Raw genomic sequence first — 24,871 nt, 5'->3', positions numbered from 1 at the left:
TCGTCTCGTATCGTATCGCCCGCTACTCTGGTGCGGGGGGTTACGAGACGTATGCGGCTCGGAATGCCCGCCAGTGCCACACCACCACGGACGGGAAACACCCATGACCACCGCAGCCGCGCCACCCCGCGTGCCGGAAGCCATCCACCGTCGGCGCTGGGCGATCCTCGGCACCCTGCTGCTCGCCCTGCTCGTCGTCGTGCTCGACAACTCGATCCTCAACGTCGCGATGAAGACCATCGCGACGCCCGCGCCGGTCGGACTCGGGGCCACCCAGAGCGACCTGGAATGGTCGATCAACTCCTACACCCTGGTCTTCGCCGGGCTGCTGTTCACCTCCGGCCTGCTCGGCGACCGGTTCGGCCGCAAGCGCGCGCTGCTGGCCGGCATGGTGGTCTTCGGCATCGCCTCGCTGCTGTCCGCGCTGGCCGCCTCGCCCGGTGAACTCATCGGCTACCGCGCCCTGATGGGTGTCGGCGGCGCGCTCGCGATGCCCGCCACGCTGGCGATCATCATGAACGTCTTCGAGCGCTCCGAGCAGCCCAAGGCGATCGGGATCTGGGCCGGCGCGGTCGGCCTGGCCATCGCCATCGGCCCGATCACCGGCGGCCTGCTGATCGAGCACTTCTGGTGGGGCTCGGTCTTCCTGATCAACGTCCCGATCGTGGTCGTCGCGGTGATCGCGATGGTGATCCTGGTCCCCGAGTCCAAGGACCCCAGCCCGGGCCGGATGGACCCGATCGGCGTGCTGCTGTCGATCGTCGGCCTGGTCGCGCTGATCTACGGCATCATCAAGGGCGGCGAGCTGGCCGACTTCACCGCGGTCGAGGCCTGGGCGCCGACCCTGGTCGGCGTGGTCGCGCTGGTCGCCTTCGTCTGGTTCGAGCGCCGCACCGCGTTCCCCGCGCTGGACGTCACCTGGTTCCGCAACAAGGTGTTCAGCGCGTCCGTGGTGGTCGTCGGCGTGATCTTCTTCGCGCTGATGGGCGTCTCGTTCTTCGGCGTCTTCTACATCCAGAGCGTGCGCGGCTACAGCGCCCTCCAGGCCGGTGTGCTGATGCTGCCGCTGGCCGCCGCCCAGCTGGTGTTCGCCCCGCGGGCCCGGCTGGTGGTCGACCGCTTCGGCGTCGCCGCCACCGCGACCTGCGGCATGCTGCTGGTCGCGGTCGGCTTCGTCGGCTACGTCGTGCTGACCGCCACCACCCCGATCTGGGTGCTGGTCGTGCTCGGCCTGGTGATGGGCGCCGGCATGGCGCACGTCATGCCGCCGGTCACCGTCGCGATCATGGCCTCGCTGCCCCGGGAGAAGGCCGGCGCCGGCTCGGCCGTCAACAACACCTTCCGCCAGGTCGGCGGCTCGCTCGGGGTCGCCGTGCTCGGCGCGGTGCTCTCCACCGTCTACCGCGACGGGATGGCCGACACCCTGACCCACCTGCCCGAGGGCCTGCGCGACAAGGCCGGCGAGTCGCTGGAGGCCACCCTGGCCATCGCCGACCGCATCCCCGGCGGCCAGGCGCTGATCGCCCCGGCGAACGACGCCTTCGTCCACGCCATGCACGTGGTGGCCTCGCTCTCGGCGGGCGTCTCGGTGATCGGGGCCGTCGTCGCCTGGTTCCTGCTGCCGCGCCGCTCGGCCGCCCCCGCCGGCCCGGCCGGCCCGGCCCCCGGACAGCGCGGCCAGGAGCGCGAGGCCGCGGCCGCGGAGGCCTGACCAGCGGCCGGGCCCACCGTGACTGAGCGACAATGGCCCTGTCGCCCGGGTGCGCCCCGGGCGGCAGGGCCTCGGTCCGGGGCGGGCCCCGCCGCGGACCCACCGAGGGACACCCCACGGCGCCAGCGCCGCCGGGGAGAGCGAGGGAGAGACAGCGGGGATGAAGACGGACACGCCGACCGCCGACACCGGGCAGCACTGCGCGGAGGTACGCCGTGGCCGGCCCCGGAGCGAGGCCGCCGAGCAGGCCATCTTCACGGCCGTCGAGGACCTGATGGCCGGCGGTACCGCGCTGTCCGAGCTCACCATCGAGGGCATCGCCGCCGCCGGCGGCGTCGGCAAGGCCACCATCTACCGGCGCTGGTCCAACAAGGAGGCCCTGCTGGTCGACGTGGTCAGCCGGCTGGAGGAGCCGCTGCCGGAGCCCACCGGCGCCGGCGCCCGGGCCGACCTGATCGCCCTGGTCGACCACGTCCGCCGGCGCGGCCTGGCCAAGCGCACCCGTTGGGTGCTCAAGGCCGCCCTCGGCCAGATGCAGACCCTGCCCGAGCTGTACTCCGCGTACCGGGAGCGGGTGATCAAGCCGCGCCGGGAGGTCGGGCTCCGCCTGATCGGCCAGGCCGTCGCCGAGGGCGTGATCCGCGACGACCTCGACCTGGAACTGCTCAACGACCTCCTGATGGGGCCGATCCTCTACCGCAGCATCCTGTGGGACGACTCCGACCTGGAGGACCCGGACCTGGCCCGCAAGCTGGTCGACTCCGTGCTCGAAGGCCTCGCACCCCGCTGACCCCGCCCGACCCGGCCCGGCCCGGCCCCGAACGTGGCCTCGCTCACCAAACCGGGCCACGCCGGAACCCGCTCAGCGGGGCCGACGTCTGTCCCGGCATAGGCTGAGCCGGACAATCGATCAAACCGGCACCGGTCCGGTGCCTGCCCGCCCGACGACGGGCCGGACACCGGAGCGGCGACGGCACGAGCGACGGGAGCCACTTCATGGCGCAGGCGGACAGGACCGAGCGGATCGCGGCCCCCGGGGGCGACGCCGACGGCCCGGCCCCCGCGGTGCGTCGCGGCGGCTTCCTCGGCCTGCGCCACTGGGGCCGGGACGCCCGCGGCAGCGGCACCTGGCGGCGCGGCCTGGTGGTCGCCGTGCTGGCCGTGCTCACCGCCGCGCTGCTCGCCTTCCACGCCGAGGTGCCCAACAGCGTCGGCAACCTCGGCAGCCTGCTGGAGACCTTCCTGCCCTGGCTGGGCCTGGCCGTCCCGGTGCTGCTGGTACCCGCGCTGCTGCGCCGCTCCGCCACCGCGCTGCTCGCCCTGCTGCTGCCCGTCGTGCTCTGGGTCAACCTGTTCGGCGGGCTGCTGTCCGACAGGAGCGGCGGCGAGGGCGACTGGACGGTGGTCAGCCACAACGTCGCCGCCGCCAACACCGACGTGCCGGGCACCGTCCGCACCCTGGTGGACTCCGGCGCCCAGATCGTCGCCCTGCAGGAGCTGGCCGGCCGGCAGCTGCGTTCGTACGAGACCGGGCTCGCCGGCGCCTACCCGTACCACACCGTGGAGGGCACGGTCGGGCTCTGGTCGAAGTACCCGATCGGGGACGCCTCCCCGGTGGACCTCAAGATGGGCTGGACCAGGGCCTTCCGGGCCGAGGTCACCACCCCGCAGGGCCCGGTCGCCGTGTACGTGGCGCACCTGCCCTCGGTGCGGCTGAAGGCCGAGGGCGGCTTCACCGTCAACCAGCGGGACCTCAGCGCGCAGGCGCTCGGCGACGCGATCCAGGCCGAGTCGCTGAAGAAGGTCCTGCTGCTCGGCGACCTCAACGGCACCATGAACGACCGCAGCCTGGCGCCGGTCACCTCGCAGATGCGCTCGGCCCAGGGCGCCGCCGGCGACGGCTTCGGCTTCAGCTGGCCGGCGGCCTTCCCGATGGCCCGGATCGACCAGATCATGAGCAAGGGCGGGCTCACGCCGGTGGACTCCCGCACCCTGTCCCGGGACGGCAGCGACCACCTCGCGGTGGCCGCCACCTACCGGTACTCGGCGTAGCGGTCAGCCGCGCCGCCAGCGGTTGGTGATCGGCAGGCGGCGGTCCCGGCCGAAGTTCTTGGCCGAGACCTTCGGGCCCGGCGGGTACTGGCGCCGCTTGTACTCGGCGGTGTCGACCAGCCGGACCACCCGGTCCACCACGGCCGGGTCGAAGCCGTCCGCCACGATCGAGTCCCGGCCCTCGTCGCCCTCGATGTAGCGGGCCAGCACGCCGTCCAGCAGGTCGTAGTCGGGCAGCGAGTCGGTGTCCACCTGGTCCGGCCGCAGCTCGGCGGACGGCGGCTTGGTGATGGTGTGCTCCGGGATCGGCGGCACCTCGCCGCGCCGCACGGCCTCCTCGTTGCGCCAGCGGGCCAGCCGGAACACCAGTGACTTGTAGACGTCCTTGATGGGTCCGTAGGCGCCCACCGAGTCGCCGTACAGCGTCGAGTAGCCGACCGCCAGCTCGCTCTTGTTGCCGGGCGCGAGCACGATGTGCCCCTCCTGGTTGGAGATCGCCATCAGCAGGGTGCCGCGCAGCCGGGACTGGAGGTTCTCCTCGGCGAGGCCGGTCAGCTCGGTCGCCGCCAGGTAGGCGTCGAACATCGGGGCGATGGAGACGGTCCGCAGGGGCAGTCCGGTGCGGCGGGCCAGCTCGGCCGCGTCGTCCCGGGAGTGCTGGGAGGAGTAGCGGCTGGGCATCGAGACGCCGTGCACGTTCCGCGCACCCACCGCGTCCACCGCGATCGCGGCCACCACCGCCGAGTCGATGCCGCCGGAGAGGCCGATCAGCACGGACGAGAAGCCGTTCTTGGTCACGTACGCCCGGGTGCCGGAGACCAGCGCGGCCCAGATCTCGGCCTCGTCGGACCGCCGCGGCGCCACCTCGGCGGTGAGCCTCCCCCAGCCTTCGGCCGGGGGGACCCCCATGGCGGGCGCGGCCTGCGGTTCGCCGCCCAGCTCGGTGCGGACCAGGTGCAGCCCGTCGCTCAGCAGCAGTCCGTCGGTGTCGTCCCCCGCGGCGGCCGGCAGGTCGAGGTCCAGCACCAGCAGGTGCTCCTCGAACTGCGGGGAACGGGCCAGGACTTCGCCGCCCGCGCCGACCACGATCGAGTCGCCGTCGAAGACCAGCTCGTCCTGGCCGCCGACCATGTTGACGTACGCCAGGGTGCAGCCCGCCTCGGCCGCCCGGCGGCGCACCAGCTCCAGCCGCTGGTCGTCCTTGTTCCGCTCGTACGGGGAGCCGTTGATCACCAGCAGCAGCCCGGCGCCGGCCTCGCGGGCGGCGGTGACCCGGCCGCCGTCCTGCCAGATGTCCTCGCAGACGGCCAGCGCGACGTCCACCCCGTGCAGCCGCAGCACCGGCAGCTGGTCGCCGGGGACGAACCAGCGGAACTCGTCGAACACGCCGTAGTTGGGCAGGTGGTGCTTGGCGAACCGGGTCACCACCTCGCCCCGGTGCAGCACCGCGGCGCAGTTCTGCGGGGAGCCGGCCGGACGGTTGAAGCGTGGCGAGGCGTGCTCGGAGCGCCCGAGGTAGCCGACCAGCACCGGGACCTCGCCCAGCCCCTCCGCGGCCAGGCGGCCGGCCAGCCCGACCAGCGCGGCGCGGGAGGCCTCGACGAAGGAGTGGCGCAGGGCGAGGTCCTCCACCGGGTACCCGGTGAGGGCCATCTCGGGGAACGCGACCAGCTGCGCGCCGGCCTCCGCGGCCCGCTTGGTCCAGCGCACCACCTCGTCGCCGTTGCGGACGAGGTCACCGACCCAGGGGTCGATCTGGCTCAGGGCGAGACGGAGATTGGGCATGCCCCGAGTGTAATCGTCCAACTGACGCGATGTCCTGGGCGGGAGCCTGCGGCGGGGGTCGGCGCTGCCGGGCCGGGCGGGGATCGGCCATGATGGGGGCAACCGCTTTACGAGGTCTTTCCACGGCCTCCGGGGCGTAACACGAGCGTAAAGAGCAGAGGTGAGACTGTCCCCATGGGCAAGCAGCAGCAGTTCGTGCTTCGGACGCTCGAAGAGCGTGACATCCGGTTCGTCCGGCTGTGGTTCACCGACGTGCTCGGGTTCCTGAAGTCGGTCGCGGTGGCGCCGGCCGAGCTGGAGCAGGCCTTCGAGGAGGGCATCGGGTTCGACGGCTCGGCGATCGAGGGCTTCGCCCGGGTGTACGAGTCCGACATGATCGCCAAGCCGGACCCGACCACCTTCCAGATCCTGCCGTGGCGCTCGGAGACCCCGGGCACCGCCCGGATGTTCTGCGACATCCTGATGCCGGACGGATCGCCGTCCTACGCCGACCCCCGGTTCGTGCTCAAGCGCACCCTGGAGAAGGCCTCCGCGCAGGGCTTCACCTTCTACACCCACCCGGAGATCGAGTTCTTCCTGCTGAAGAACCTGCCCGGCGACGGCACCCCGCCGATCCCCGCCGACCACTCCGGCTACTTCGACCACACCCCGCGCGGGGTGGGCCACGACTTCCGCCGACAGGCGATCACGATGCTGGAGTCGATGGGCATCTCGGTCGAGTTCTCGCACCACGAGGGCGCCCCCGGCCAGCAGGAGATCGACCTGCGCTACGCCGACGCGCTGTCCACCGCCGACAACATCATGACCTTCCGGCTGGTCATGAAGGAGGTCGCGCTGGAGCAGGGCGTGCACGCGAGCTTCATGCCCAAGCCGTTCTCCGAGCACCCCGGCAGCGGCATGCACACCCACGTCTCGCTGTTCGAGGGCGACCGCAACGCGTTCCACGAGTCCGGCGCCGAGTACCAGCTGTCCAAGGTCGGCCGGTCCTTCATCGCGGGCCTGCTGAAGCACGCCGCCGAGACCGCCGCCGTCACCAACCAGTGGGTGAACTCCTACAAGCGGATCTGGGGCGGCTCCCAGCGCACCGCCGGGGCCGGCGGCGAGGCGCCGTCCTACATCTGCTGGGGCCACAACAACCGCTCGGCGCTGATCCGGGTGCCGATGTACAAGCCGGGCAAGCAGGGCTCCACCCGGATCGAGGTCCGCTCCCTGGACACCGGCTGCAACCCGTACCTCGCCTACGCCGTCACCCTCGCGGCCGGTCTGAAGGGCATCGAGGAGGGCTACGAGCTCCCGCCCGGCGCCGACGACGACGTCTGGGCGCTGTCCGACTCCGAGCGCCGCGCTCTCGGCATCCAGCCGATGCCGCAGAACCTCGGCGAGGCCATCGACCTGATGCAGCGCAGCGAACTCGTCGCCGAGACCCTCGGCGAGCACGTCTTCGACTTCTTCCTGCGCAACAAGCGCCAGGAGTGGGAGGAGTACCGCTCCGAGGTCACGCCGTTCGAGCTGCGGAAGAACCTCCAGGTGCTGTGAGCGGGTGACGGCCGCTCAAACCCCCGTCGGCCCGCTGTCGCCCAGGAGGGCGGCAGCGGGCCCTGCTATGGAGTGGACCTGCGGCGGAATCGCCGCACCGGTGGCGGAATGTGATGCTTATGTGACGGAGGGTTGTGGTCCGACCGGCCTGCTCGTCCGTCCATCCTGAAAGAGGATCACATGATCTCCTCCGTCAGTCGTGCCTCCGCCACCCGTCTGCTCCTCCGCCGGACCTGCGTCGCGGGCGCCGCCTTCGCCGCCGTCGCCGGCCAACTGCTGGCCGCCCCGACCATCGCCGACGCCCGTGGCTCGGGCACGGCCCCCGGGCCGGAGGCGGGCGTCCAGCACGCACAGCAAGCCCAGCCCGCACAGCGCGCGAAGCAGCGGGCCACCACGATCGCCGAGAACCAACTGCCGTTCACCACCCGCTTCGAGGGCGACTTCCACGGCTCCATCACCCGGATCAGCAACTCGCTGATGACCTGCGACGAGACCAAGGCGCCGCTCGACCCGGAGCAGCCGCCCTGCCTGGACGCCCGCAAGGGCCTCGGACCCAGGCCGATCAACAACAAGTACGAGATGAAGTACATCAACATCGACCCGGGCTCGGTCGGCCCGCTCGGTGACGCGATCTACTCCGCCAGCTCCGCCGACCTCGGCCTGATCGACGGCTCCAGGGTCAAGTACGCCCGGCTGTACTGGGGCGGCACCCGCGGCATCGACGACGTCGTGCTGCCGGAGAACCAGATCGACGAGGTGTACCTGAAGGTCCCGGGCGAGCCCGAGTACCGCAACATCGCCAACGACCAGCCCTCCATCGGCTACATCACCACCGACGTGGAGAGCAGCTACCAGGCCTCCGCCGACATCACCGACCTGGTCAGGCAGGCCGGCAACGGCACCTACACCGTCGCCAACATGGACTCGGTGGTGAAGCCGCACAGCTGGGGCGGCTGGACGATCGTGGTCGCCTACGAGAACGAGTGCAAGCCCTTCCGGCACGTCCACCTGTGGGACGGCTTCCGGGTCGAGCTGCCCGACAGCCCGCCGCGCGAGTTCGACCTCACCGGGCTCCGGACCCCGGCCGCCGGCCCGGTGGCGGGCAAGCTCGGCTTCGTGGTCTACGACGGCGACCTCAAGTGGACCGGCGACACCCTCGCCATCAAGTCCACCAACGGCCCCCTGTCACTCTTCTCAGACCTCAACCACGCCTCCAACGACGCGTTCAACTCCACCATCGAGGAGCTGACCCCGGCCGACCAGTTCGTCCGCACCCCGTACAACCGCAACAACTTCGGCTACGACTCCAACCGCTGGGACATCTCGCCGTTCCTGCGCAACGGGGACACCGACATCAAGGTGCTGTTCGACACCGACAAGGACGGCTACGACCTCGGCGTCTTCTACGCCTACATCAACCTGGACGGCTCCACCGAGGGCTGATCCCCCGTCGCACCACGGCGCCGCTGCCGCCCCACCCGCACCGCGCGGGGCGCCGGCGGCGCCGCCGCGTCCCGGCCCCGGTCGGCGCCGCGCAGCAGCCGCTCGCAGGGGCGCTCCACCCAGCGGTACAGCACGCCCGCGGCGGCCAGCGAACCGCCGGCCAGCAGCAGCCAGACACCGAACGTCGCGGCCCCCGGCGCCGGGCGGCCCTGGACGGACAGCCAGCAGCGGATGCCGATCTCGTGCACCAGGTACCAGGCGAACGACCACTCGCCGAGCCGGACGGCCGTGCGGCCCGCCAGCAGCCGGGGCGGGCACCCGGCGGCGTCGCGCCGGGCGGCGGCCGCCAGCAGGGCCGCGAACAGCGGCGCGGGGAGCAACTGGGAGGCGCTGTACGGGCCGTACCAGAGGGCGTCCGGGACGGCGGCGTGCCAGGGGACCAGCAGCAGGTGCCAGAGCGCCACGGCGGCGGCCGCCGGCAGGAGCCCCGACCGCGCCGACCGCACCCGGGGGAGCGCGCCGTGCCGCACGGCCAGGCCGGTGACCACGCCGAGGACGAACTGCGGGGTCCGGGTCAGCGGCAGGTAGTCCAGCAGCCAGCCGCGCACCGTCGGGTCGGCGGGCAGCAGGGCACCGGCCGCCCAGAGCACCGGGCCGAGCGCGGTGCACAGGGCCGCGAGCGGCAGCCAGGCGCGCCGGCGCGGGGCCAGCAGGCGCAGCAGCGGCGGGAACAGCAGATAGAACCAGGCCTCGGCGCCCAGCGACCAGGAGGCCGGGTTGCCGCCGTACACCGTGGGCAGCGCCCACGGGTGCACCAGTGCCAGCGACCAGAGCGCGGCCACCACCGGAAGCACCGCGCCGATCGCCGCGTCCGCGCCCAGGGACAGCACGGTGGTCAGCAGGTGCAGCGGCCAGATCCGGGCGAATCGGCGGCGGGCGAAGGTCAGGGCCCCGGCCGGGGCGGGCGAGGCCCCGTACGTCCAGGCCAGCACGAAGCCGGAGAGCACGAAGAAGAACGTCACACCCGAACGGCCGTACCAGGCGAGCGGGCCGAGCACCGGAAGCGTGCCCACCTTGTGGGAGAGGTGGTAGAGCACCACCAGCAGGGCCGCCCAGAAGCGCAGCCCGGTGAGCGAGGGCAGGCGGGCGGGGCCGGTCGTGGGCATCGGCGCTCCGGAGGAGGGGGCTGGGCCGCGGGCCGTGCTGCGGCGCCCGGCTGAACGAGCGCGGCCGGGACCAGGTCACGCCTACGGCGGTCGAGGGGCCGGCCGTGTCCACCCGGCGGGCGCGTCCGGCGGCGGGCACCGGGGGCGCGTAGCCTGCTAGGGCCCGCGGCTCGGACCCGGCAGGGAATCCGGGGGCGGGCCCTGAGGACGCGGGTGCGAGGGCGGTCCTCGGACGGACGGAGGGGTCGATGGCGGTCGAGGAGCAACGGGCCGGGAGCCGGGTCAGCCGGCCGGAGAACCGGCTGGTCCGGCGCGGGTTCACCGACCCGGCGCGGGCGGTGCGGCTGCTGGAGGGCCCCGGGCTGGAGGGCCTGGCCGACGACCCGCTGCTGCTGGACGCGCTCGGCGCCACCGCCGACCCCGACCTCGCGCTGCTCGGCCTGGCCCGGCTGCTGGAGGCCGCCGACGAGGCCGACCGGCACACCCTGCGCGACACCCTCACCACCTCCAAGCCGCTGCGCGACCGGCTGCTCGGCGTGCTCGGCGTCTCCACCGCGCTCGGCGAGCACCTGGCCCGGCACCCGCACGACTGGCACGTGCTGGTCACCTTCGAACTGCGCGACATGCACCCCGGCCCGGAGGACTTCCGCCGGGCCCTCGCCGAAGGCGTCCGGGGCGACGCCCGCGGCCCCGCCAACGCCCGCGGCCCCGCCAACGCGCTCGGCCCCGCCAACGCGCTCGGCCCCGCCAACGCGCTCGGCCCCGCCAACGCGCTCGGCCCCGCCAACGCGCTGCGCGTCGCCTACCGCCGCTGCCTGCTCGCCATCGCCGCCCGCGACCTCACCGGCACCACCGACCTCGCGCAGACCGCCGCCGAACTCGCCGACCTGGCCGGTGCCACCCTCCAGACCGCCCTGGACCTCGCCGCCGAGCAGGACCCGGAGGCCGCCGCGGCCTGCCGGCTCGCCGTGATCGGCATGGGCAAGTGCGGCGGCCGCGAGCTCAACTACGTCTCGGACGTGGACGTGGTCTTCGTCGCCGAGCCGCGCGAGGGCGTGGACGAAGCGGAGGCGATCAGGGCCGCGACCCGGCTGGCCGCCGCCCTCACCCGGCTGTGCGCGGACACCACCGGCGAGGGCACGATCTGGCCGGTGGACGCCAACCTGCGCCCCGAGGGGCGCAACGGCCCGCTGGTACGCACCCTCGCCAGCCACCTCGCCTACTACCAGCGCTGGGCCAAGACCTGGGAGTTCCAGGCGCTGCTCAAGGCCCGCCCGGTCGCCGGGGACGAGGAACTCGGCGCCGCGTACGTCGAGGCGCTCGCCCCGATGGTCTGGCAGGCCGCCGCCCGGGAGAACTTCGTCGCCGACGTGCAGCAGATGCGCCGCCGGGTGGTCGACTCCATCCCGGCCACCGAGCTGGACCGCCAGCTCAAGCTCGGCCCGGGCGGGCTGCGCGACGTCGAGTTCTCCGTGCAGCTGCTCCAGCTGGTGCACGGCCGCACCGACCCGGCGCTGCGCAGCGGCAACACCCTGGAGGCGCTGGCCGCCCTCTCCCGGGGCGGGTACGTGGGCCGGGCGGACGCCGCCTCGCTGGACGCCGCGTACCGCTTCCTGCGCTCGCTGGAGCACCGCATCCAGCTGTACCGGCTGCGCCGCACTCACCTGATGCCCACCGCCGACGAGGATCTGCGCCGGCTGGCCCGCTCGCTGGCGGCGCTGATCAACGACGACACCCGCGCCGACCCGGTGGCCGCGCTGCAGCGCGAGTGGAAGCGGCACGCGATGGAGGTCCGGCGGCTGCACGAGAAGCTGTTCTACCGGCCGCTGCTGGACGCCGTCGCCGAACTGCCGCAGGGCGCCACCGGGCTGAGCCCGGACGCGGCCCGGGCCCGGCTGGAGGCGCTGGGCTACGCGGACCCGGCGGCCGCGCTGCGGCACCTCAGCGCGCTCGCCTCCGGGGTGAGCCGCAAGGCCGCGATCCAGCGGACCCTGCTGCCGGTGCTGCTCGGCTGGTTCGCCGAGTCCGCCGACCCGGACGCCGGGCTGCTCAACTTCCGCCAGGTCTCCGACGCGCTCGGCCGCACGCCCTGGTACCTGCGGCTGCTGCGGGACGAGAGCGCCGCCGCCGAGCAGTTGGCCCGGGTGCTGTCGGCCGGCCGGCTCGCCCCCGACCTGCTGCTGCGCGCCCCCGAGGCGGTGGCCATGCTGGGCGATCCGCGCGGTCTGGAGCCGCGCGGCCGGGCGGCGCTGCAGTCGGAGGTGCTGGCCGCCGTCGGCCGGGCCGGATCCACCCACGCCGCGGTGGCCGCCGCCCGCTCGGTGCGCCGCCGGGAGCTGTTCCGCACCGCCGCGGCGGACGTGCTCGGGCGGCTCGGGGAGGACCCCGCCGAGGCGCTGGACACCGCGGGGGAGGCGCTCACCGCGCTCAACGCCGCCACCCTGGGCGGCGCGCTGCGCGCCTGCGTCGCCGGGTGGGAGGCCGAGCACGGGGACCTGCCGACCCGGATCTCGGTGATCGCGATGGGCCGTTTCGGCGGCCACGAACTGGGCTACGGCTCGGACGCGGACGTGCTCTTCGTCCACGAGCCGCTGCTGGGTTCGCTGGAGGAGGAGGCGGCCCGGGCCGCCCAGGCGGTCTGCCACGAGCTGCGCACCCAGCTGGGCGCGCCCTCCACCGAGCCGCCGCTGCTGGTCGACGCCGACCTGCGGCCGGAGGGCCGCAGCGGCCCGCTGGTGCGCACCCTGGCCTCGTACGCGGCCTACTACCGGCGCTGGTCGCACGCCTGGGAGAGCCAGGCGCTGCTGCGGGCCGAGCCGGTGGCCGGGGACGAGGAGCTGGGCGCGCGGTTCCGGCAGCTGATCGACCCGCTGCGTTTCCCCGGCGGCGGGGTGCCGGAGCGGGACCTGGTGGAGATCCGCCGGATCAAGGCGCGGATCGAGGCCGAGCGGCTGCCGCGCGGGGCCGACCCGACCACCCACACCAAGATCGGCCGGGGCGGGCTGGCGGACGTCGAGTGGACGGTGCAGCTGCTGCAGCTCCGGCACGGGCACGAGCTGCCGGCCCTGCGCACCACCCGGACCAGGGCGGCACTGGCGGCCGCCGCGCAGGCCGGGCTGGTCGGGTCGGAGGACGCCGAGGTGCTGGACGCGGCCTGGGTGCTGGCCTCCCGGGTGCGGGCGGCGGTGATGCTGGTGCGCGGCCGGCCCGGGGACAGCTTCCCGGGGGAGGCCCGGGAGCTGGCCGGGGTGGCCCGCTACCTCGGGTACGGCTCCGGGCACAGCGGCGAGCTGCTGGACGACTACCGGCGGATCACCCGGCGGGCCCGGGGCGTGGTGGACCGGCTGTTCTACGGTTCCGGCTGACGGGCACGCGAAAGGGGCCCCGTGCGGGGCCCCTTCGGTGTTCCGGGCGGCCGGCGTGCGGGCCCGGCCGGCGCTGCGCCGCTAGCGGCGTGCGCTGCTGACCGCGGGCTCGCTCCACTGCTCGGGCACGGTGACCGGCTGCTCGGCCGGCGTCTCCCGGGCGGGCACCCTGGGCAGCTTGTAGACCCACTCGTGGTAGAGCCAGCGGGCGGCGAGGAAGCCCACGGCCAGGCAGAGTTCGCCGCCGACGGCGTCCATCCAGAAGTGGTTGGCGGTGGAGACGATGACCACCAGGGTGGCGGCGGGGTACAGCAGGCCGAGCACCCGGACCCACGTCCGGCGGGCCAGGAAGAAGATCGCCAGGCCGCACCACATCGACCAGCCGATGTGCATCGAGGGCATGGCCGCGTACTGGTTGGAGACGTGTGCGGCGGGCCCGGAGGCCATCGAGCCCCAGGTGCCGTGGACCTTCACGGTGTCGATGAAGCCGCCGTCGGTCATCAGCCGGGGCGGGGCCAGCGGGAAGAAGTAGAAGCCGACCAGGGCGATCCCGGTGGTCACGAACAGCACGGTGCGGGCCGCGACGTAGCGCCCGGGGTGGCTGCGGTAGAGCCAGACCAGCACGCCGATCGTGATCACGAAGTGCAGCGTCGCGTAGTAGTAGTTCATCCCGGTGATGAGCCACCCGACGCTGTCCACGGCGTGGTTGATCGAGCGCTCGACGGCGATGCCGAGGTGCTGTTCGAGGTCCCAGATCCAGCGCGTGTGCTTCTGGGCTATCGCTTCCTGTTCGGGAACCGCGTTGCGCACGATCGAGTAGATCCAGTAACTGATCCCGATCAGTGCCAGTTCGAACCAGATCCGCGGTCTGGCCGGTGACCGGCGCTGGGCGCCGATGCGGTCGCGCAGGACGGCGGTACGGGACTGTGCGGCACGGGTGGCTCCATCGGGCAGGCGGCCGGGGAGGGCCTTCGCTGCTTCGGAACCGCCACCACTGGCCGCGTCGGCGCGCCCGGCGTCGCCTCGCTGGATCTCGGTCGGTTCCCCCATGGACGGCAAGTCTGCCAGACCGCTCGTAGCCGTCTGCTCATCCTCTGGAAGTGGATTCTTCACCGGCTGTCCCCCTTGAGGGCTAGGGGCCGGCTCCCACCGGGGTAGGGGGTGCTCTGGGGTTCGGTGCGTACCGGTGGGACGGACATACGTCCCATTGTCACGCCCGTCGCTCCGAGGAAGTAATCGGGGTGGTCGGAGACGGTCGCCCACCTGGAATTTCCCGGCACGAAACGGTTTCAGCATCTTGCTGAAACATATTGCAGGCCGCTAGCTTCCTGGGAAAATCGATCGCCCCTTCCCCTAAGGGAGCCCTCAGTGGCCGATGCCCCGCTCCGTCCCCGACGGAGCACCGCCCGACGAACCACCGGCCGCCGCAGACCGCCGGGCCGCACCGCCGTCCTGCTGGCCGCCGCACTGACCGCCGCCACCCTCGGCGGCGCCCCCGCGGCCCTCGCCGCCGCCCCGCCGGCCCCGCCCTCGGACGCCGCACTGGCGGCCACCGCCGGGCGGCACGACCTCACCCGCGAACAGTTCTACTTCGTCCTGCCCGACCGCTTCGCCAACGGCGACGTCGCCAACGACGGCGGAGGCATCACCGGCGGGCGGCTGGAGAACGGCTTCGACCCCGCCGACAAGGGCTTCTACCACGGCGGCGACCTCGCCGGGCTGATCCAGCGGCTCGACTACGTCCAGAACCTCGGCACCACCGCGATCTGGATGGCCCCGATCTTCAAGAACAAGCCCGTGCAGGGCAGCGGGGCCGACGCCTCGGCCGGGTACCACGGCTACTGGATCACCGACTTCACCCAGGTCGACCCGCACTTCGGCACCAACGAGCAGCTCAAGGAGCTGATAGCCAAGGCGCACGCCCGCGGCATCAAGGTCTTCTTCGACGTCATCACCAACCACACCGCCGACGTCGTCGACTACGCCGAGAAGCAGTACGGCTACCGCTCCGCCGGCGCCTACCCGACGCTCGACGCGGACGGGAACCCGGTGGACGAGACCGCCGTCGCCGACGCGGGAGCCCCCTGGCCGCGGACCACCAAGGACTCCTTCCCCTACACCCCGGTCTTCCGCACCCCGGCCGACGCCGGGGCCAAGACCCCGTCCTGGCTCAACGACCCGGCGCTCTACCACAACCGGGGCGACTCGACCTTCGTCGGCGAATCCGCCACCGAGGGCGACTTCAGCGGCCTGGACGACCTCGACACCCAGAACCCCAAGGTGGTGAAGGGCTTCGAGAAGGTCTACCAGCAGTGGGTCAAGGACGCCGGCGTGGACGGCTTCCGGATCGACACCGTCAAGCACGTCAACATGGCCTTCTGGCAGCAGTGGGCGCCCGCCCTCAAGGACTTCGCCGCCAAGCAGGGCAACAAGAAGTTCTTCATGTTCGGCGAGGTCTACTCCGGGGACCCGGCGGTCACCTCGCCGTACGTCACCAAGGGCAGGCTCCAGGCCACCCTGGACTTCCCGTTCCAGGGCGCGGCCCGCTCCTACGTCTCCCAGGGCGGCTCGGCGCGCGGCCTCGCCGACGTCTACGGCCAGGACTACCGCTACACCGGCGCCGACACCGACGCGTACGAGCTGCCGACCTTCCTCGGCAACCACGACATGGGCCGCTTCGGCTCCTTCCTGCTCGCCGACAACCCGGGCGCCGACGACGCCACGCTGCTGAAGAAGGACCGGCTCGGCAACGAGCTGCAGTTCCTCACCCGCGGCCAGCCCGTCGTCTACTACGGCGACGAGCAGGGCTTCACCGGCGCGGGCGGCGACAAGGACGCCCGGCAGGACCTGTTCGCCTCGAAGACCGCCTCCTACAACGGCGACCGGGTGCTCGGCGGACCCTCCGGCCCGGCCGACCGCTACGGGCAGGGCGGCGAGCTCTACCAGGGCATCGCCGGGCTGGCCCGGCTGCGCCGGGACAACCCGGCACTGGCCGACGGCGCCCAGGTCGAGCGGTACGCCGCCGACGGCGCGGGCGTGTACGCCTTCTCCCGGATCGACGCCGGGCAGCAGGTCGAGTACCTGGTCGCGGTCAACAACGCCGCCGAGGCGAAGACCGTCACCCTGGACACCTTCTCGGCGGGAACGGGCTTCGACCGGATCTACCCGTCCGCGGGGGACCGGATCACCAGCGGCGCCGACCGCAAGGTGACCGTCACCGTGCCGGCGTTGTCCTCCGTCGTGTTCAAGGCGGGCGCCCGGCTCGCGGCCGTCGGCCCGGCTCCGCAGCTCGCGGTGCGGCCGCCGGCGGACGGTTCGAGCGGACTCGTCACGGTCGGTGCGAAGGTCGACGGCGGTGGCTTCGACCGGGTGAGCTTCGCCGCCCAGATCGGCAACGGGCCCTGGCAGACCCTGGGCACGGCCGACAACGGCGTGTACAAGGTCACCCAGGACCTCGGCGCCGTCGCCCCCGGCACGGTGGTCCGCTACAAGGCCGTCGTGCAGGACCCCGGCGGCCACCTGCGCTCCGCCACCGCGAGCTTCACCACCGGCGCCCCCGCGCCGAAGCCGGTGCCCACCGCGGGCTCCCGCCCGTACGCCGTCGTCCACTACAACCGGCCGGACGGCGACTACGACGGCTGGAACCTCTACGCCTGGGGCGACCTCGCCGACGGCGAGGCCACCCCGTGGCCGGCCGGGCACCCCTTCACCGGACGGGACGCGTACGGCGCCTTCGCCTACGTGCGGCTGAAGCCCGGCGCCTCGGACGTCGGGTTCGTCGTGGAGAAGGACGGCGTCAAGGACGTCGACGCCGACCGGCACCTCGACGTCGGCAGCACCGGGGAGGTGTGGCTCAAGCAGGGCGACCCGGCCGTGCGCACCGCCGACCCCGGCCCGGGCAACACCCAGCCCGCGAACACTGCCGTCATCCACTACAACCGGGCCGACGGCGACTACGACGGCTGGGGACTGCACGACTGGACCGGCGCGGCCACCCCGACCGACTGGGGCAAGCCGCTGGCGCCGGTGCGCCGCGACGCCTTCGGCGCCGTCTTCGAGGTGCCGCTGGCCCCCGGGGCGACCAGCCTCAGCTACATCCTGCACAAGGGCAACGACAAGGACCTGCCCGCCGACCAGTCGCTGGACCTCGCCGTCAACGGCAAGGAGGTCTGGATCCTCGGCGGCCGCGAGGGCTACCTGCTGCCGCAGAACCCGGCCGCCTCCGCGCAGATCGACCTCACCGGTGCCAAGGCCCAGTGGATCGACGCGCGGACCGTCCTCGTCCCGGCGAACTACGGCGCGGGCGACGAGGCCCTGGCCGGCGGCACCAGCGCCCAGCTGGTGTACGACCCGGCCGGCGGCATCAAGGCCGACAAGGGCGTGCTGACCAAGCCCGGTCAGTGGCTGCGGCTCACCCCGGTCAAGGGCGGGCCGACCGACGCCCAGAAGGCGAAGTACCCGCACCTGGCGGGCTACCGGGCCTTCACCGTGGACGGCCGGGACGCCGCCCGCGTCCCGGCGGCGCTGCGCGGCCAGCTGCTGTTCACCGAACACCTGCCCAGCGGCGCCGTCCTGGCCGCCACCGGGGTGCAGATCCCGGGCGTGCTGGACGACCTGTACGCCGGGCGGACCGGCAAGGTGGACTTCGGACCGGCCCACTACAACGGCAAGGTGGCGCTGTCGCTGTGGGCGCCGACCGCGCAGGAGGTCTCCGTCCAGGTCTTCGACAGCGCCACCGGGGGCACCCCGAAGACGCTGCCGCTGAAGCTCGACGACGAGACCGGGGTGTGGGAAGTCGTCCGTGACAAGCGCGAGTTGGACGGCAAGTACTACCTGTACCAGGTGAAGGTCTGGGCTCCCTCGACCCAGCAGCTGGTGGTCAACACCGTCACCGACCCGTACTCGGTGGCACTGTCCACCGACTCCCGGCGCAGCCTGGTCGCCGACCTCGACGCCAGGGACCTCAAGCCCGCGGGCTGGGACGACCACGCCCGACCGCAGGCCGTCCCGCCCGCGCAGCAGCAGATCCAGGAGCTGCACGTCCGGGACTTCTCGGTGGAGGACCCCACCGTCCCGGCCGCCGAGCGCGGCACCTACCTGGCGTTCACCGAGTCGAACTCGGCCGGCATGCGGCACCTGCGGGAGCTCGCCGACGCCGGGGTGACCACGATCCACCTGCTGCCGACCTTCGACATCGCCACCGTCCGGGAGAACCGGGCCGACCAGAAGCTGCCGGCCTGCGACCTCAAGTCCCTTCCCCCGGACGGCCCGAAGCAGCAGGAGTGCGTGGCGGCCGTCGCCGCCGACGACGCGTACAACTGGGGCTACGACCCGCTGCACTACAACGTGCCGGAGGGCTCCTACGCCACCGACCCCGGGGGGACGGCGCGCACCGTGCAGTTCCGGCAGATGGTGCAGGCGATGCACGCGGCCGGGCTGCGGGTGGTGCTCGACGTGGTCTACAACCACACCGCGGCCGCGGGCCAGGCCGAGCACTCGGTGCTGGACAAGGTGGTCCCCGGCTACTACCAGCGGCTCGACGCCGACGGCAAGGTGACGACGGACAGCTGCTGCGCCGACACCGCGCCCGAGCACGCCATGATGAACCGGCTGGTGGTCGACTCGGTGACGCTGTGGGCGCGCGAGTACAAGGTGGACGGATTCCGCTTCGACCTGATGGGCCTGGACCCGAAGTCCACCATGCTGGACGTGCAGTCCGCGCTGCGGAGGATGACGCCGGACTCGGACGGCGTGGACGGGAAGAACGTCTTCCTGTACGGCGAGGGCTGGAACTTCGGCGCGGTCGCCGACAACGCCCGGTTCGAGCAGGCCACCCAGGCCAACATGGCCGGCACCGGGATCGCCACCTTCGACGACCGGATCCGGGACGCCGCCCGCGGCGGCAACTTCATGCTGAACTCCGCCCCGCAGCAGGGCTTCGCCTCGGGTCTGTTCACGGACCCGAACGGCTCGGCCGCGAACGGCACCCCGGAGGAGCAGAAGGCCCGGCTGCTGCACGGGATGGACCAGCTGAAGGTCGGGCTGACCGGCAACCTGGCCGGCTACTCCTTCACCGACAGCTCCGGAAAGTCCGTCACCGGCGCCCAGGTCGACTACAACGGCGCCCCGACCGGGTACGCGGCGAAGCCCGGCGAGGCGGTGGAGTACGTGGACGCCCACGACAACACCGATCTCTTCGACGCCCTCGCGTACAAGCTGCCGACCGGCACCGCGCCCGCCGACCGGGCCCGGATGCAGGCGCTCGCGCTCTCGCTGACCGCGCTCACCCAGGGCGCGGGCTTCGCCCAGGCCGGCAGCGACCTGTTGCGCTCCAAGTCGCTCGACTCCAACTCCTACGACTCGGGGGACTGGTTCAACGCGATCCACTGGGACGCCGCGGACGGCAACGGCTGGGGCCGCGGCCTGCCGATGGCGAAGGACAACCAGGAGCAGTGGCCGGCCGCGCGGTCCCTGCTGGCGAACCCGAAGCTGACGGTGGGGGCGGCCGACATCCGGGCGGCCTCGGCGCAGTACCAGGAGTTCCTGCGGATCAAGCGGTCCTCGCCGCTGTTCTCGCTGCCGAGCCTGGCCGCCGTCCAGCAGCGGCTCTCCTACCCGCTCTCCGGCACCGCCGGTGAGACGCCCGGGGTGATCACCCTGCACCTGGACGGCACCGGGCTGCCGGGGGCGGAGAAGGGCATCACGGTGGTCTTCAACGCCACCCCCGCGGCGCAGGCGCAGACCGTGCCGGCCCTGCGGGGCACCGGCCAGGCGCTGCACCCCGTCCAGGCGGGCGGGGCGGACCGGGTGGTGCAGCGGTCCGGCTTCGACGCCGCGACCGGCACCTTCACCGTGCCGGGCCGCACCGTGGCGGTGTTCGTCCAACACTGATTCGTACACTGCGACAACTCCCGGGCTCCGTACCACTGTTCAGGTGGTGCGGGGCCCGGCTCCGGTTCGGGGACGGCAAGGTTCCGTTCCGGACGCACAATGGCCGGAAACCGTTGATGGCACGGCCGGAACTGTGATGTGCCGGGTCTGCCTGGCGCTGGCGGCCGCTCTCCGCGGGGAGAACCGGACCTGAGTGCTGGTCACCGACCGTCGGCAGTGATCGAACTTTGTCCGGGGCATGAAAACCGTGTTCACGAGTTCGCCACGGGGTAACACAACTGACGAACCGTCCTGCATACGGTTTCGGTAATGAATCGGCCAATCCGTGGCATGCATCTGTCATTAACCGCTCGGTAGCTGCCACGATTCCCCCGGCTGTAGACGAGGGGACCCCACCCCCCGGTGCAGCTGTTCCAGTTCAGGTGCAGCGCGTCCCGACCCTGCAAACGAGTTGTGAGCAACGCATCCGCACTCCCGTCGCACCCGGCGGGGGCCCCCACTGCGCCGCAACCGCGGCTCAGGTTTCTCTCCACCGTGCGCGACCCAGCGCCGGTCGGAAAAGGAGTCCGCATGTCCCGTTACGCTCACGCCCGGAAGGCGGCGGTTGTCATGGCCGCCTCCACCGCGCTGCTGGTCACCGGCATGCCGGTGATCGCCCAGGCGGCCACGCCGGACGCGCCGGCCGCCGTCGCGGCCCAGCAGGCGAGCCGCGCCCAGCTGATCTCCGTCGCGAACCAGCAGACCGCCTCCCTCGCCCAGACCCTGGGCCTGAGCGGCACCGAGAAGCTGGTCACCAGGGACGTCATCCAGGACGCGGACGGCACCCGCCACCTGCGGTACGAGCGCACCCTCGACGGACTGCCCGTCCTGGGTGGGGACCTGGTGGTGCACCAGGCGCCCACCGGTGCGACCAAGAGCGTTGACCGGGCCAGCACCGCCTCGCTGAGCGGTGTGAGCACCACGCCGAAGCTGGCCGCGCCGGCCGCGCAGAGCGCCGCGCTCGCCGCCGAGTCGGGCACCGCGGTCGACACCGCGCCGCGCCTGGTGGTCTGGGCCGGGGACAACAGCCCCCGGCTGGCCTGGGAGACCGTCGTCTCCTCCACCAAGTCGGACGGCACCCCGAGCAAGATGCACGTCGTCACCGACGCCACCAGCGGCCAGGTCATCCAGCAGTGGGACGGCATCGAGACCGGCTCCGGCAAGGGCGTCTTCGTCGGCAACGTCACCATCGGCACGACCCAGTCGGGCTCGGCGTTCCAGATGAAGGACACCACCCGCGGTGGGATGTACACCACCAACCTGAACCACGGGACCTCGGGCACCGGCACGCTGTACAGCAAGGCGACCGACACCTGGGGCGACGGCACCGTCAACAACGGCGAGTCCGCCGCGGTCGACGCCCACTTCGGCGTCGCGGCCACCTGGGACTACTACAAGAACACCTTCGGCCGCAACGGCATCCGCAACGACGGTGTCGGCGCCTACAGCCGCGTCCACTACGGCAACAACTACGTGAACGCGTTCTGGGACGACTCCTGCTTCTGCATGACGTACGGCGACGGCAGCAACAACACCGCGCCGCTCACCGAGCTGGACGTCGCGGGCCACGAGATGAGCCACGGCGTCACCGCGGCCACCGCCAACCTGACCTACTCCGGCGAGTCCGGCGGCCTCAACGAGGCCACCTCGGACATCTTCGGCACCATGGTCGAGTTCTCCGCCAACATCCCCACCGACAACCCCGATTACCTGATCGGTGAGTTGATCAACATCAACGGCGACGGCACCCCGCTGCGCTACATGGACAAGCCGTCCAAGGACGGTGCCTCGGCCGACTACTGGTCCTCGACCGTCGGCAACAAGGACGTCCACTACTCCTCCGGCGTCGCCAACCACTTCTTCTACCTGCTGTCCGAGGGCAGCGGCGCGAAGGTCATCAACGGCGTCAGCTACGACTCGCCGACCCAGGGCAACATCACGGTCACCGGCATCGGCCGGGACAAGGCCGCGGCCGTCTGGTACCGCGCGCTGACCACCTACATGACCTCCAGCACCAACTACGCCGCGGCGCGCGTCGCGACGGAGAAGGCGGCCACCGACCTGTACGGCGCCGGCAGCGCCGAGCTGACCGCGGTCAGCACCGCCTGGGCGGGCGTCAACGTCGGCACCGCGCCCAGCGGCGGCGTCACCGTCACCAACCCGGGCAACCAGTCCACCGCCGTCGGCGGTGCGGTGAACCTCCAGGTCAGCGCCACCGGCGGCACCGCCCCGCTGACCTACACCGCGACCGGCCTGCCCACCGGGCTGTCGATCTCCTCCTCCGGCGCGATCACCGGTACCGCCTCCACCGCGGGCACCTACAACGTGACCGTCACGGCGAAGGACGCGGCCGGCAAGACCGGCAGCACCAGCTTCACCTGGACCGTCTCCACCGGTGGCGGCAGCTGCACCCCGGCGCAGCTGCTGGGCAACGCGGGCTTCGAGACCGGCACCGCCACCCCGTGGACGGCGTCCAGCGGCGTGGTGGACAACAGCTCTTCGCAGGCGGCCCACGGCGGCTCCTGGAAGGCGTGGATGAACGGCTACGGCTCGACCCACTCGGACTCGCTGTCGCAGACGGTGAGCATCCCGTCGGGCTGCAAGGCGACGCTGAGCTTCTGGCTGCACATCGACACCGCCGAGTCGGGCACCACCGCGTACGACAAGCTGACCGTCTCGGTCAACGGCACCACGCTGAAGACCTACTCCAACGTGGACGCCGCGGCCGGCTACCAGCAGCGCACCTTCGACCTGTCGGCCTACGCGGGCCAGACGGTCACCGTGAAGTTCGCCGGGACCGAGGACGCCTCGCTCCAGACCAGCTTCGTGATCGACGACACCTCCGTCCAGACCGGCTGACCCCGGGCCGGCTCCTGAAGGGCCGGTGAACCAGGACAGGTGAGGGGCCCGGCGGCTACGGCCGCCGGGCCCTTGTCGTGCCGTCCGGGGTTTCGGCCGAGGTCTTGACGGCCCTCGCGGGCGCCTCTAGGTTCGGCGCTGCAAGTTTCCGGCAAGTTGCAGAAACTTCCTGCAGGCCTCACCTCCGGCTGCCCCACCCCAGCCACCCCCTCAGGAGACGACGTGGTCACCACCGCCCCCACCCTCCCCCTGCCTTCGGCCGGGAGGACCCCCAGGGCCACCCGCCGGCCCGCCCGCGCGGCCGGCGCGCTCGCCGCCTCGGCGGCGCTCGCGCTCTCGCTCGGCACCTCCCTGGGCGCCCCCGCCGCCCAGGCCGCCCCGCCGGCCAACAACGGCAAGGACGTCACCGCCACCCTCTTCGAGTGGCGCTTCGACTCCGTCGCCCAGGCCTGCACCTCCACCCTCGGCCCCAAGGGCTACGGCTTCGTCGAGGTCTCCCCGCCGCAGGAGCACATCCAGGGCGCGCAGTGGTGGACCTCCTACCAGCCGGTCAGCTACCGGATCGCCGGACGGCTCGGCGACCGCACGTCCTTCAAGAACATGGTCGCCGCCTGCCACACGGCCGGCGTCAAGGTGATCGCCGACGCGGTGGTCAACCACATGTCGGCGGGCTCCGGCACCGGCACCGGCGGTACCGCGTACACCAAGTACACCTACCCCGGCACGTACCAGGACCAGGACTTCCACACCTGCCGCCAGCCGATCACCAACTACCAGGACCGCGGCAACGTCCAGAACTGCGAGCTGGAGAACCTCTCCGACCTGAACACCGGCAGCGCGTACGTCCAGACCACCATCGCGCACTACCTGGACGACCTCGCCTCGCTCGGCGTCGACGGCTACCGGATCGACGCCGCCAAGCACATCGCCGCCGCCGACCTCGCGGCGATCAAGGCCAGGATGGCCAACCCCGCGGCCTACTGGGTCCAGGAGGTCATCCACGGCGCCGGCGAGCCGGTCCAGCCCACCGAGTACACCGGCACCGGCGACGTGGACGAGTTCCGGGTCGGCACGGACCTCAAGCGGATGTTCACCACCGACAAGCTCGCCAACCTCAGCGGCTGGGGCGCCTCCTGGGGCTACCTGCCGAGCGGGCAGGCGCGCGCCTTCGTCGACAACTGGGACACCGAGCGCAACGGCTCCACCCTCAACTACACCTACGGCAACACCTACACGCTGGCCAACGTCTTCCTGCTGGCCTCGCCGTACGGCGCCCCCAACATCCACTCCGGCTACTCCTTCGCCAACAAGGACGACGGCCCGCCGAACGGCGGCACCGTCAACGCCTGCTACCAGGACGGCTGGAACTGCACCCACGCCTGGCGGCAGGTCGCCAACATGGTCGGCTTCCGCAACGCGGTGGCGGGCACCGGAGTGACCGACTGGTGGTCCAACGGCGGCAACGCGATCGCCTTCGGACGCGGCAACAGGGGCTACGTCGCGATCAACCACGAGGGCGGCGCGATCACCCGGACCTTCCAGACCGGGCTGCCGGCCGGCACCTACTGCGACGTCCAGCACGGCGACCCGCAGTCCGGCGGCGGCTGCACCGGCCCGACGTACCAGGTGGGCGCCAACGGGCAGTTCACCGCGACGGTCGGCGCCGGCGACGCGGTCGCGCTGTACGTCCAGTCCGGCGCGAGCGTCTCCGGCGCCTCGTTCAACGTCAACGCGACCACCTCGGTCGGGCAGAACATCTACGTCGTCGGCGACGCCGCGGCGCTCGGCGCCTGGGACCCGGCGAAGGCCCTGCCGCTCTCCTCGGCCGGCTACCCGGTCTGGTCGCTGGCGCTGTCGCTGCCGGCCGGCACGTCCTTCCAGTACAAGTACGTCCGCAAGGACGCGAGCGGCGCGGTCACCTGGGAGTCCGGCGCCAACCGGACGGCGACGGTGCCCTCGGGCGGGACCGTCGCGCTGAACGACACCTGGCGGCCGTGAGCCGCGGGCCCCGGCCCGCTCCGGAT

At 72.5% G+C, this 24,871-nt stretch carries 12 protein-coding genes; 9 read left to right on the top strand and 3 right to left on the bottom strand.

Annotated elements, in window-relative coordinates; all coding sequences use genetic code 11:
* The first annotated feature begins 103 nt into the window (after nt 1-103).
* From ACFVVA_RS14690 to ACFVVA_RS14680, 3 genes are all read left to right on the top strand, one after another.
* Nucleotides 104-1,711: an MFS transporter gene (locus tag ACFVVA_RS14690; protein ID WP_387689358.1), complete on the top strand. Its 1,608-nt coding sequence runs from the start codon at nt 104-106 to the stop codon at nt 1,709-1,711.
* A 160-nt stretch (nt 1,712-1,871) separates the two neighbouring features.
* On the top strand, nt 1,872-2,501 hold the full coding sequence (locus tag ACFVVA_RS14685; RefSeq protein ID WP_387689356.1) for a TetR/AcrR family transcriptional regulator: 630 nt from the start codon (nt 1,872-1,874) through the stop codon (nt 2,499-2,501).
* Between the two features lie 206 nt (nt 2,502-2,707).
* Nucleotides 2,708-3,763: an endonuclease/exonuclease/phosphatase family protein gene (locus ACFVVA_RS14680; protein ID WP_387689353.1), complete on the top strand. Its 1,056-nt coding sequence runs from the start codon at nt 2,708-2,710 to the stop codon at nt 3,761-3,763.
* 3 nt (nt 3,764-3,766) lie between these two features.
* Here ACFVVA_RS14680 and ACFVVA_RS14675 read toward each other — a convergent pair whose 3' ends face one another.
* Nucleotides 3,767-5,548, bottom strand: coding sequence for an NAD+ synthase (locus tag ACFVVA_RS14675; protein ID WP_387689350.1), 1,782 nt, complete (start codon nt 5,546-5,548; stop codon nt 3,767-3,769).
* 174 nt (nt 5,549-5,722) lie between these two features.
* On the opposite strand from ACFVVA_RS14675, the gene glnA reads away from it, so the two are divergent.
* Nucleotides 5,723-7,084 carry a type I glutamate--ammonia ligase gene (gene glnA / locus ACFVVA_RS14670; protein ID WP_380540346.1) on the top strand — a complete coding sequence of 454 codons (1,362 nt, stop codon included), beginning with the start codon at nt 5,723-5,725 and terminating at the stop codon, nt 7,082-7,084.
* Nucleotides 7,085-7,264: 180 nt separating this feature from the next.
* Nucleotides 7,265-8,527, top strand: a complete 1,263-nt coding sequence (locus ACFVVA_RS14665; RefSeq protein ID WP_387689346.1) for a hypothetical protein — start codon at nt 7,265-7,267, stop codon at nt 8,525-8,527.
* Here ACFVVA_RS14665 and ACFVVA_RS14660 read toward each other — a convergent pair.
* Nucleotides 8,494-9,693, bottom strand: coding sequence for an acyltransferase family protein (locus ACFVVA_RS14660; protein ID WP_387689343.1), 1,200 nt, complete (start codon nt 9,691-9,693; stop codon nt 8,494-8,496). The two genes, ACFVVA_RS14665 and ACFVVA_RS14660, sit on opposite strands and share 34 nt — an antisense overlap.
* A 248-nt stretch (nt 9,694-9,941) precedes the next feature.
* On the opposite strand from ACFVVA_RS14660, the gene ACFVVA_RS14655 reads away from it, so the two are divergent.
* Nucleotides 9,942-13,058: a bifunctional [glutamine synthetase] adenylyltransferase/[glutamine synthetase]-adenylyl-L-tyrosine phosphorylase gene (locus tag ACFVVA_RS14655; RefSeq protein ID WP_387689340.1), complete on the top strand. Its 3,117-nt coding sequence runs from the start codon at nt 9,942-9,944 to the stop codon at nt 13,056-13,058.
* A gap of 81 nt (nt 13,059-13,139) precedes the next feature.
* Here the strand turns inward: ACFVVA_RS14655 and ACFVVA_RS14650 are convergent, their stop codons facing one another.
* On the bottom strand, nt 13,140-14,108 hold the full coding sequence (locus tag ACFVVA_RS14650; protein ID WP_387689337.1) for a phosphatase PAP2 family protein: 969 nt from the start codon (nt 14,106-14,108) through the stop codon (nt 13,140-13,142).
* Between the two features lie 318 nt (nt 14,109-14,426).
* Here ACFVVA_RS14650 and pulA point away from each other — a divergent pair, with 318 nt between their 5' ends.
* From pulA to ACFVVA_RS14635, 3 genes are all read left to right on the top strand, one after another.
* Nucleotides 14,427-19,949 carry a pullulanase-type alpha-1,6-glucosidase gene (gene pulA, locus ACFVVA_RS14645; RefSeq protein WP_387689334.1) on the top strand — a complete coding sequence of 1,841 codons (5,523 nt, stop codon included), beginning with the start codon at nt 14,427-14,429 and terminating at the stop codon, nt 19,947-19,949.
* Between the two features lie 570 nt (nt 19,950-20,519).
* Nucleotides 20,520-22,847: a M4 family metallopeptidase gene (locus tag ACFVVA_RS14640; RefSeq protein WP_387689331.1), complete on the top strand. Its 2,328-nt coding sequence runs from the start codon at nt 20,520-20,522 to the stop codon at nt 22,845-22,847.
* Between the two features lie 222 nt (nt 22,848-23,069).
* A complete protein-coding gene (locus ACFVVA_RS14635; protein WP_387689328.1) occupies nt 23,070-24,845 on the top strand; it encodes a carbohydrate-binding module family 20 domain-containing protein in 1,776 nt (591 codons plus the stop codon).
* Nucleotides 24,846-24,871: the final 26 nt, after the last annotated feature.

Source organism: Kitasatospora sp. NPDC058048 (assembly GCF_042885555.1).
In the GTDB taxonomy this organism is placed as follows: domain Bacteria; phylum Actinomycetota; class Actinomycetes; order Streptomycetales; family Streptomycetaceae; genus Kitasatospora; species Kitasatospora lactacystinica.
This window is presented reverse-complemented; position numbering and strand designations above follow the sequence as displayed.

What these genes read in the sequence shown, in the direction of transcription:
- ACFVVA_RS14690 (WP_387689358.1), top strand. Translation starts at nt 104, where the DNA reads ATGACCACCGCAGCCGCGCCACCCCGCGTGCCGGAAGCCATCCACCGT.
- ACFVVA_RS14680 (WP_387689353.1), top strand. Translation starts at nt 2,708, where the DNA reads ATGGCGCAGGCGGACAGGACCGAGCGGATCGCGGCCCCCGGGGGCGAC.
- ACFVVA_RS14665 (WP_387689346.1), top strand. Translation starts at nt 7,265, where the DNA reads ATGATCTCCTCCGTCAGTCGTGCCTCCGCCACCCGTCTGCTCCTCCGC.
- ACFVVA_RS14660 (WP_387689343.1), bottom strand. Translation starts at nt 9,693, where the DNA reads ATGCCCACGACCGGCCCCGCCCGCCTGCCCTCGCTCACCGGGCTGCGC.
- ACFVVA_RS14640 (WP_387689331.1), top strand. Translation starts at nt 20,520, where the DNA reads ATGTCCCGTTACGCTCACGCCCGGAAGGCGGCGGTTGTCATGGCCGCC.
- glnA (WP_380540346.1), top strand. Translation starts at nt 5,723, where the DNA reads ATGGGCAAGCAGCAGCAGTTCGTGCTTCGGACGCTCGAAGAGCGTGAC.
- ACFVVA_RS14675 (WP_387689350.1), bottom strand. Translation starts at nt 5,548, where the DNA reads ATGCCCAATCTCCGTCTCGCCCTGAGCCAGATCGACCCCTGGGTCGGT.
- ACFVVA_RS14685 (WP_387689356.1), top strand. Translation starts at nt 1,872, where the DNA reads ATGAAGACGGACACGCCGACCGCCGACACCGGGCAGCACTGCGCGGAG.
- ACFVVA_RS14655 (WP_387689340.1), top strand. Translation starts at nt 9,942, where the DNA reads ATGGCGGTCGAGGAGCAACGGGCCGGGAGCCGGGTCAGCCGGCCGGAG.
- ACFVVA_RS14650 (WP_387689337.1), bottom strand. Translation starts at nt 14,108, where the DNA reads ATGGGGGAACCGACCGAGATCCAGCGAGGCGACGCCGGGCGCGCCGAC.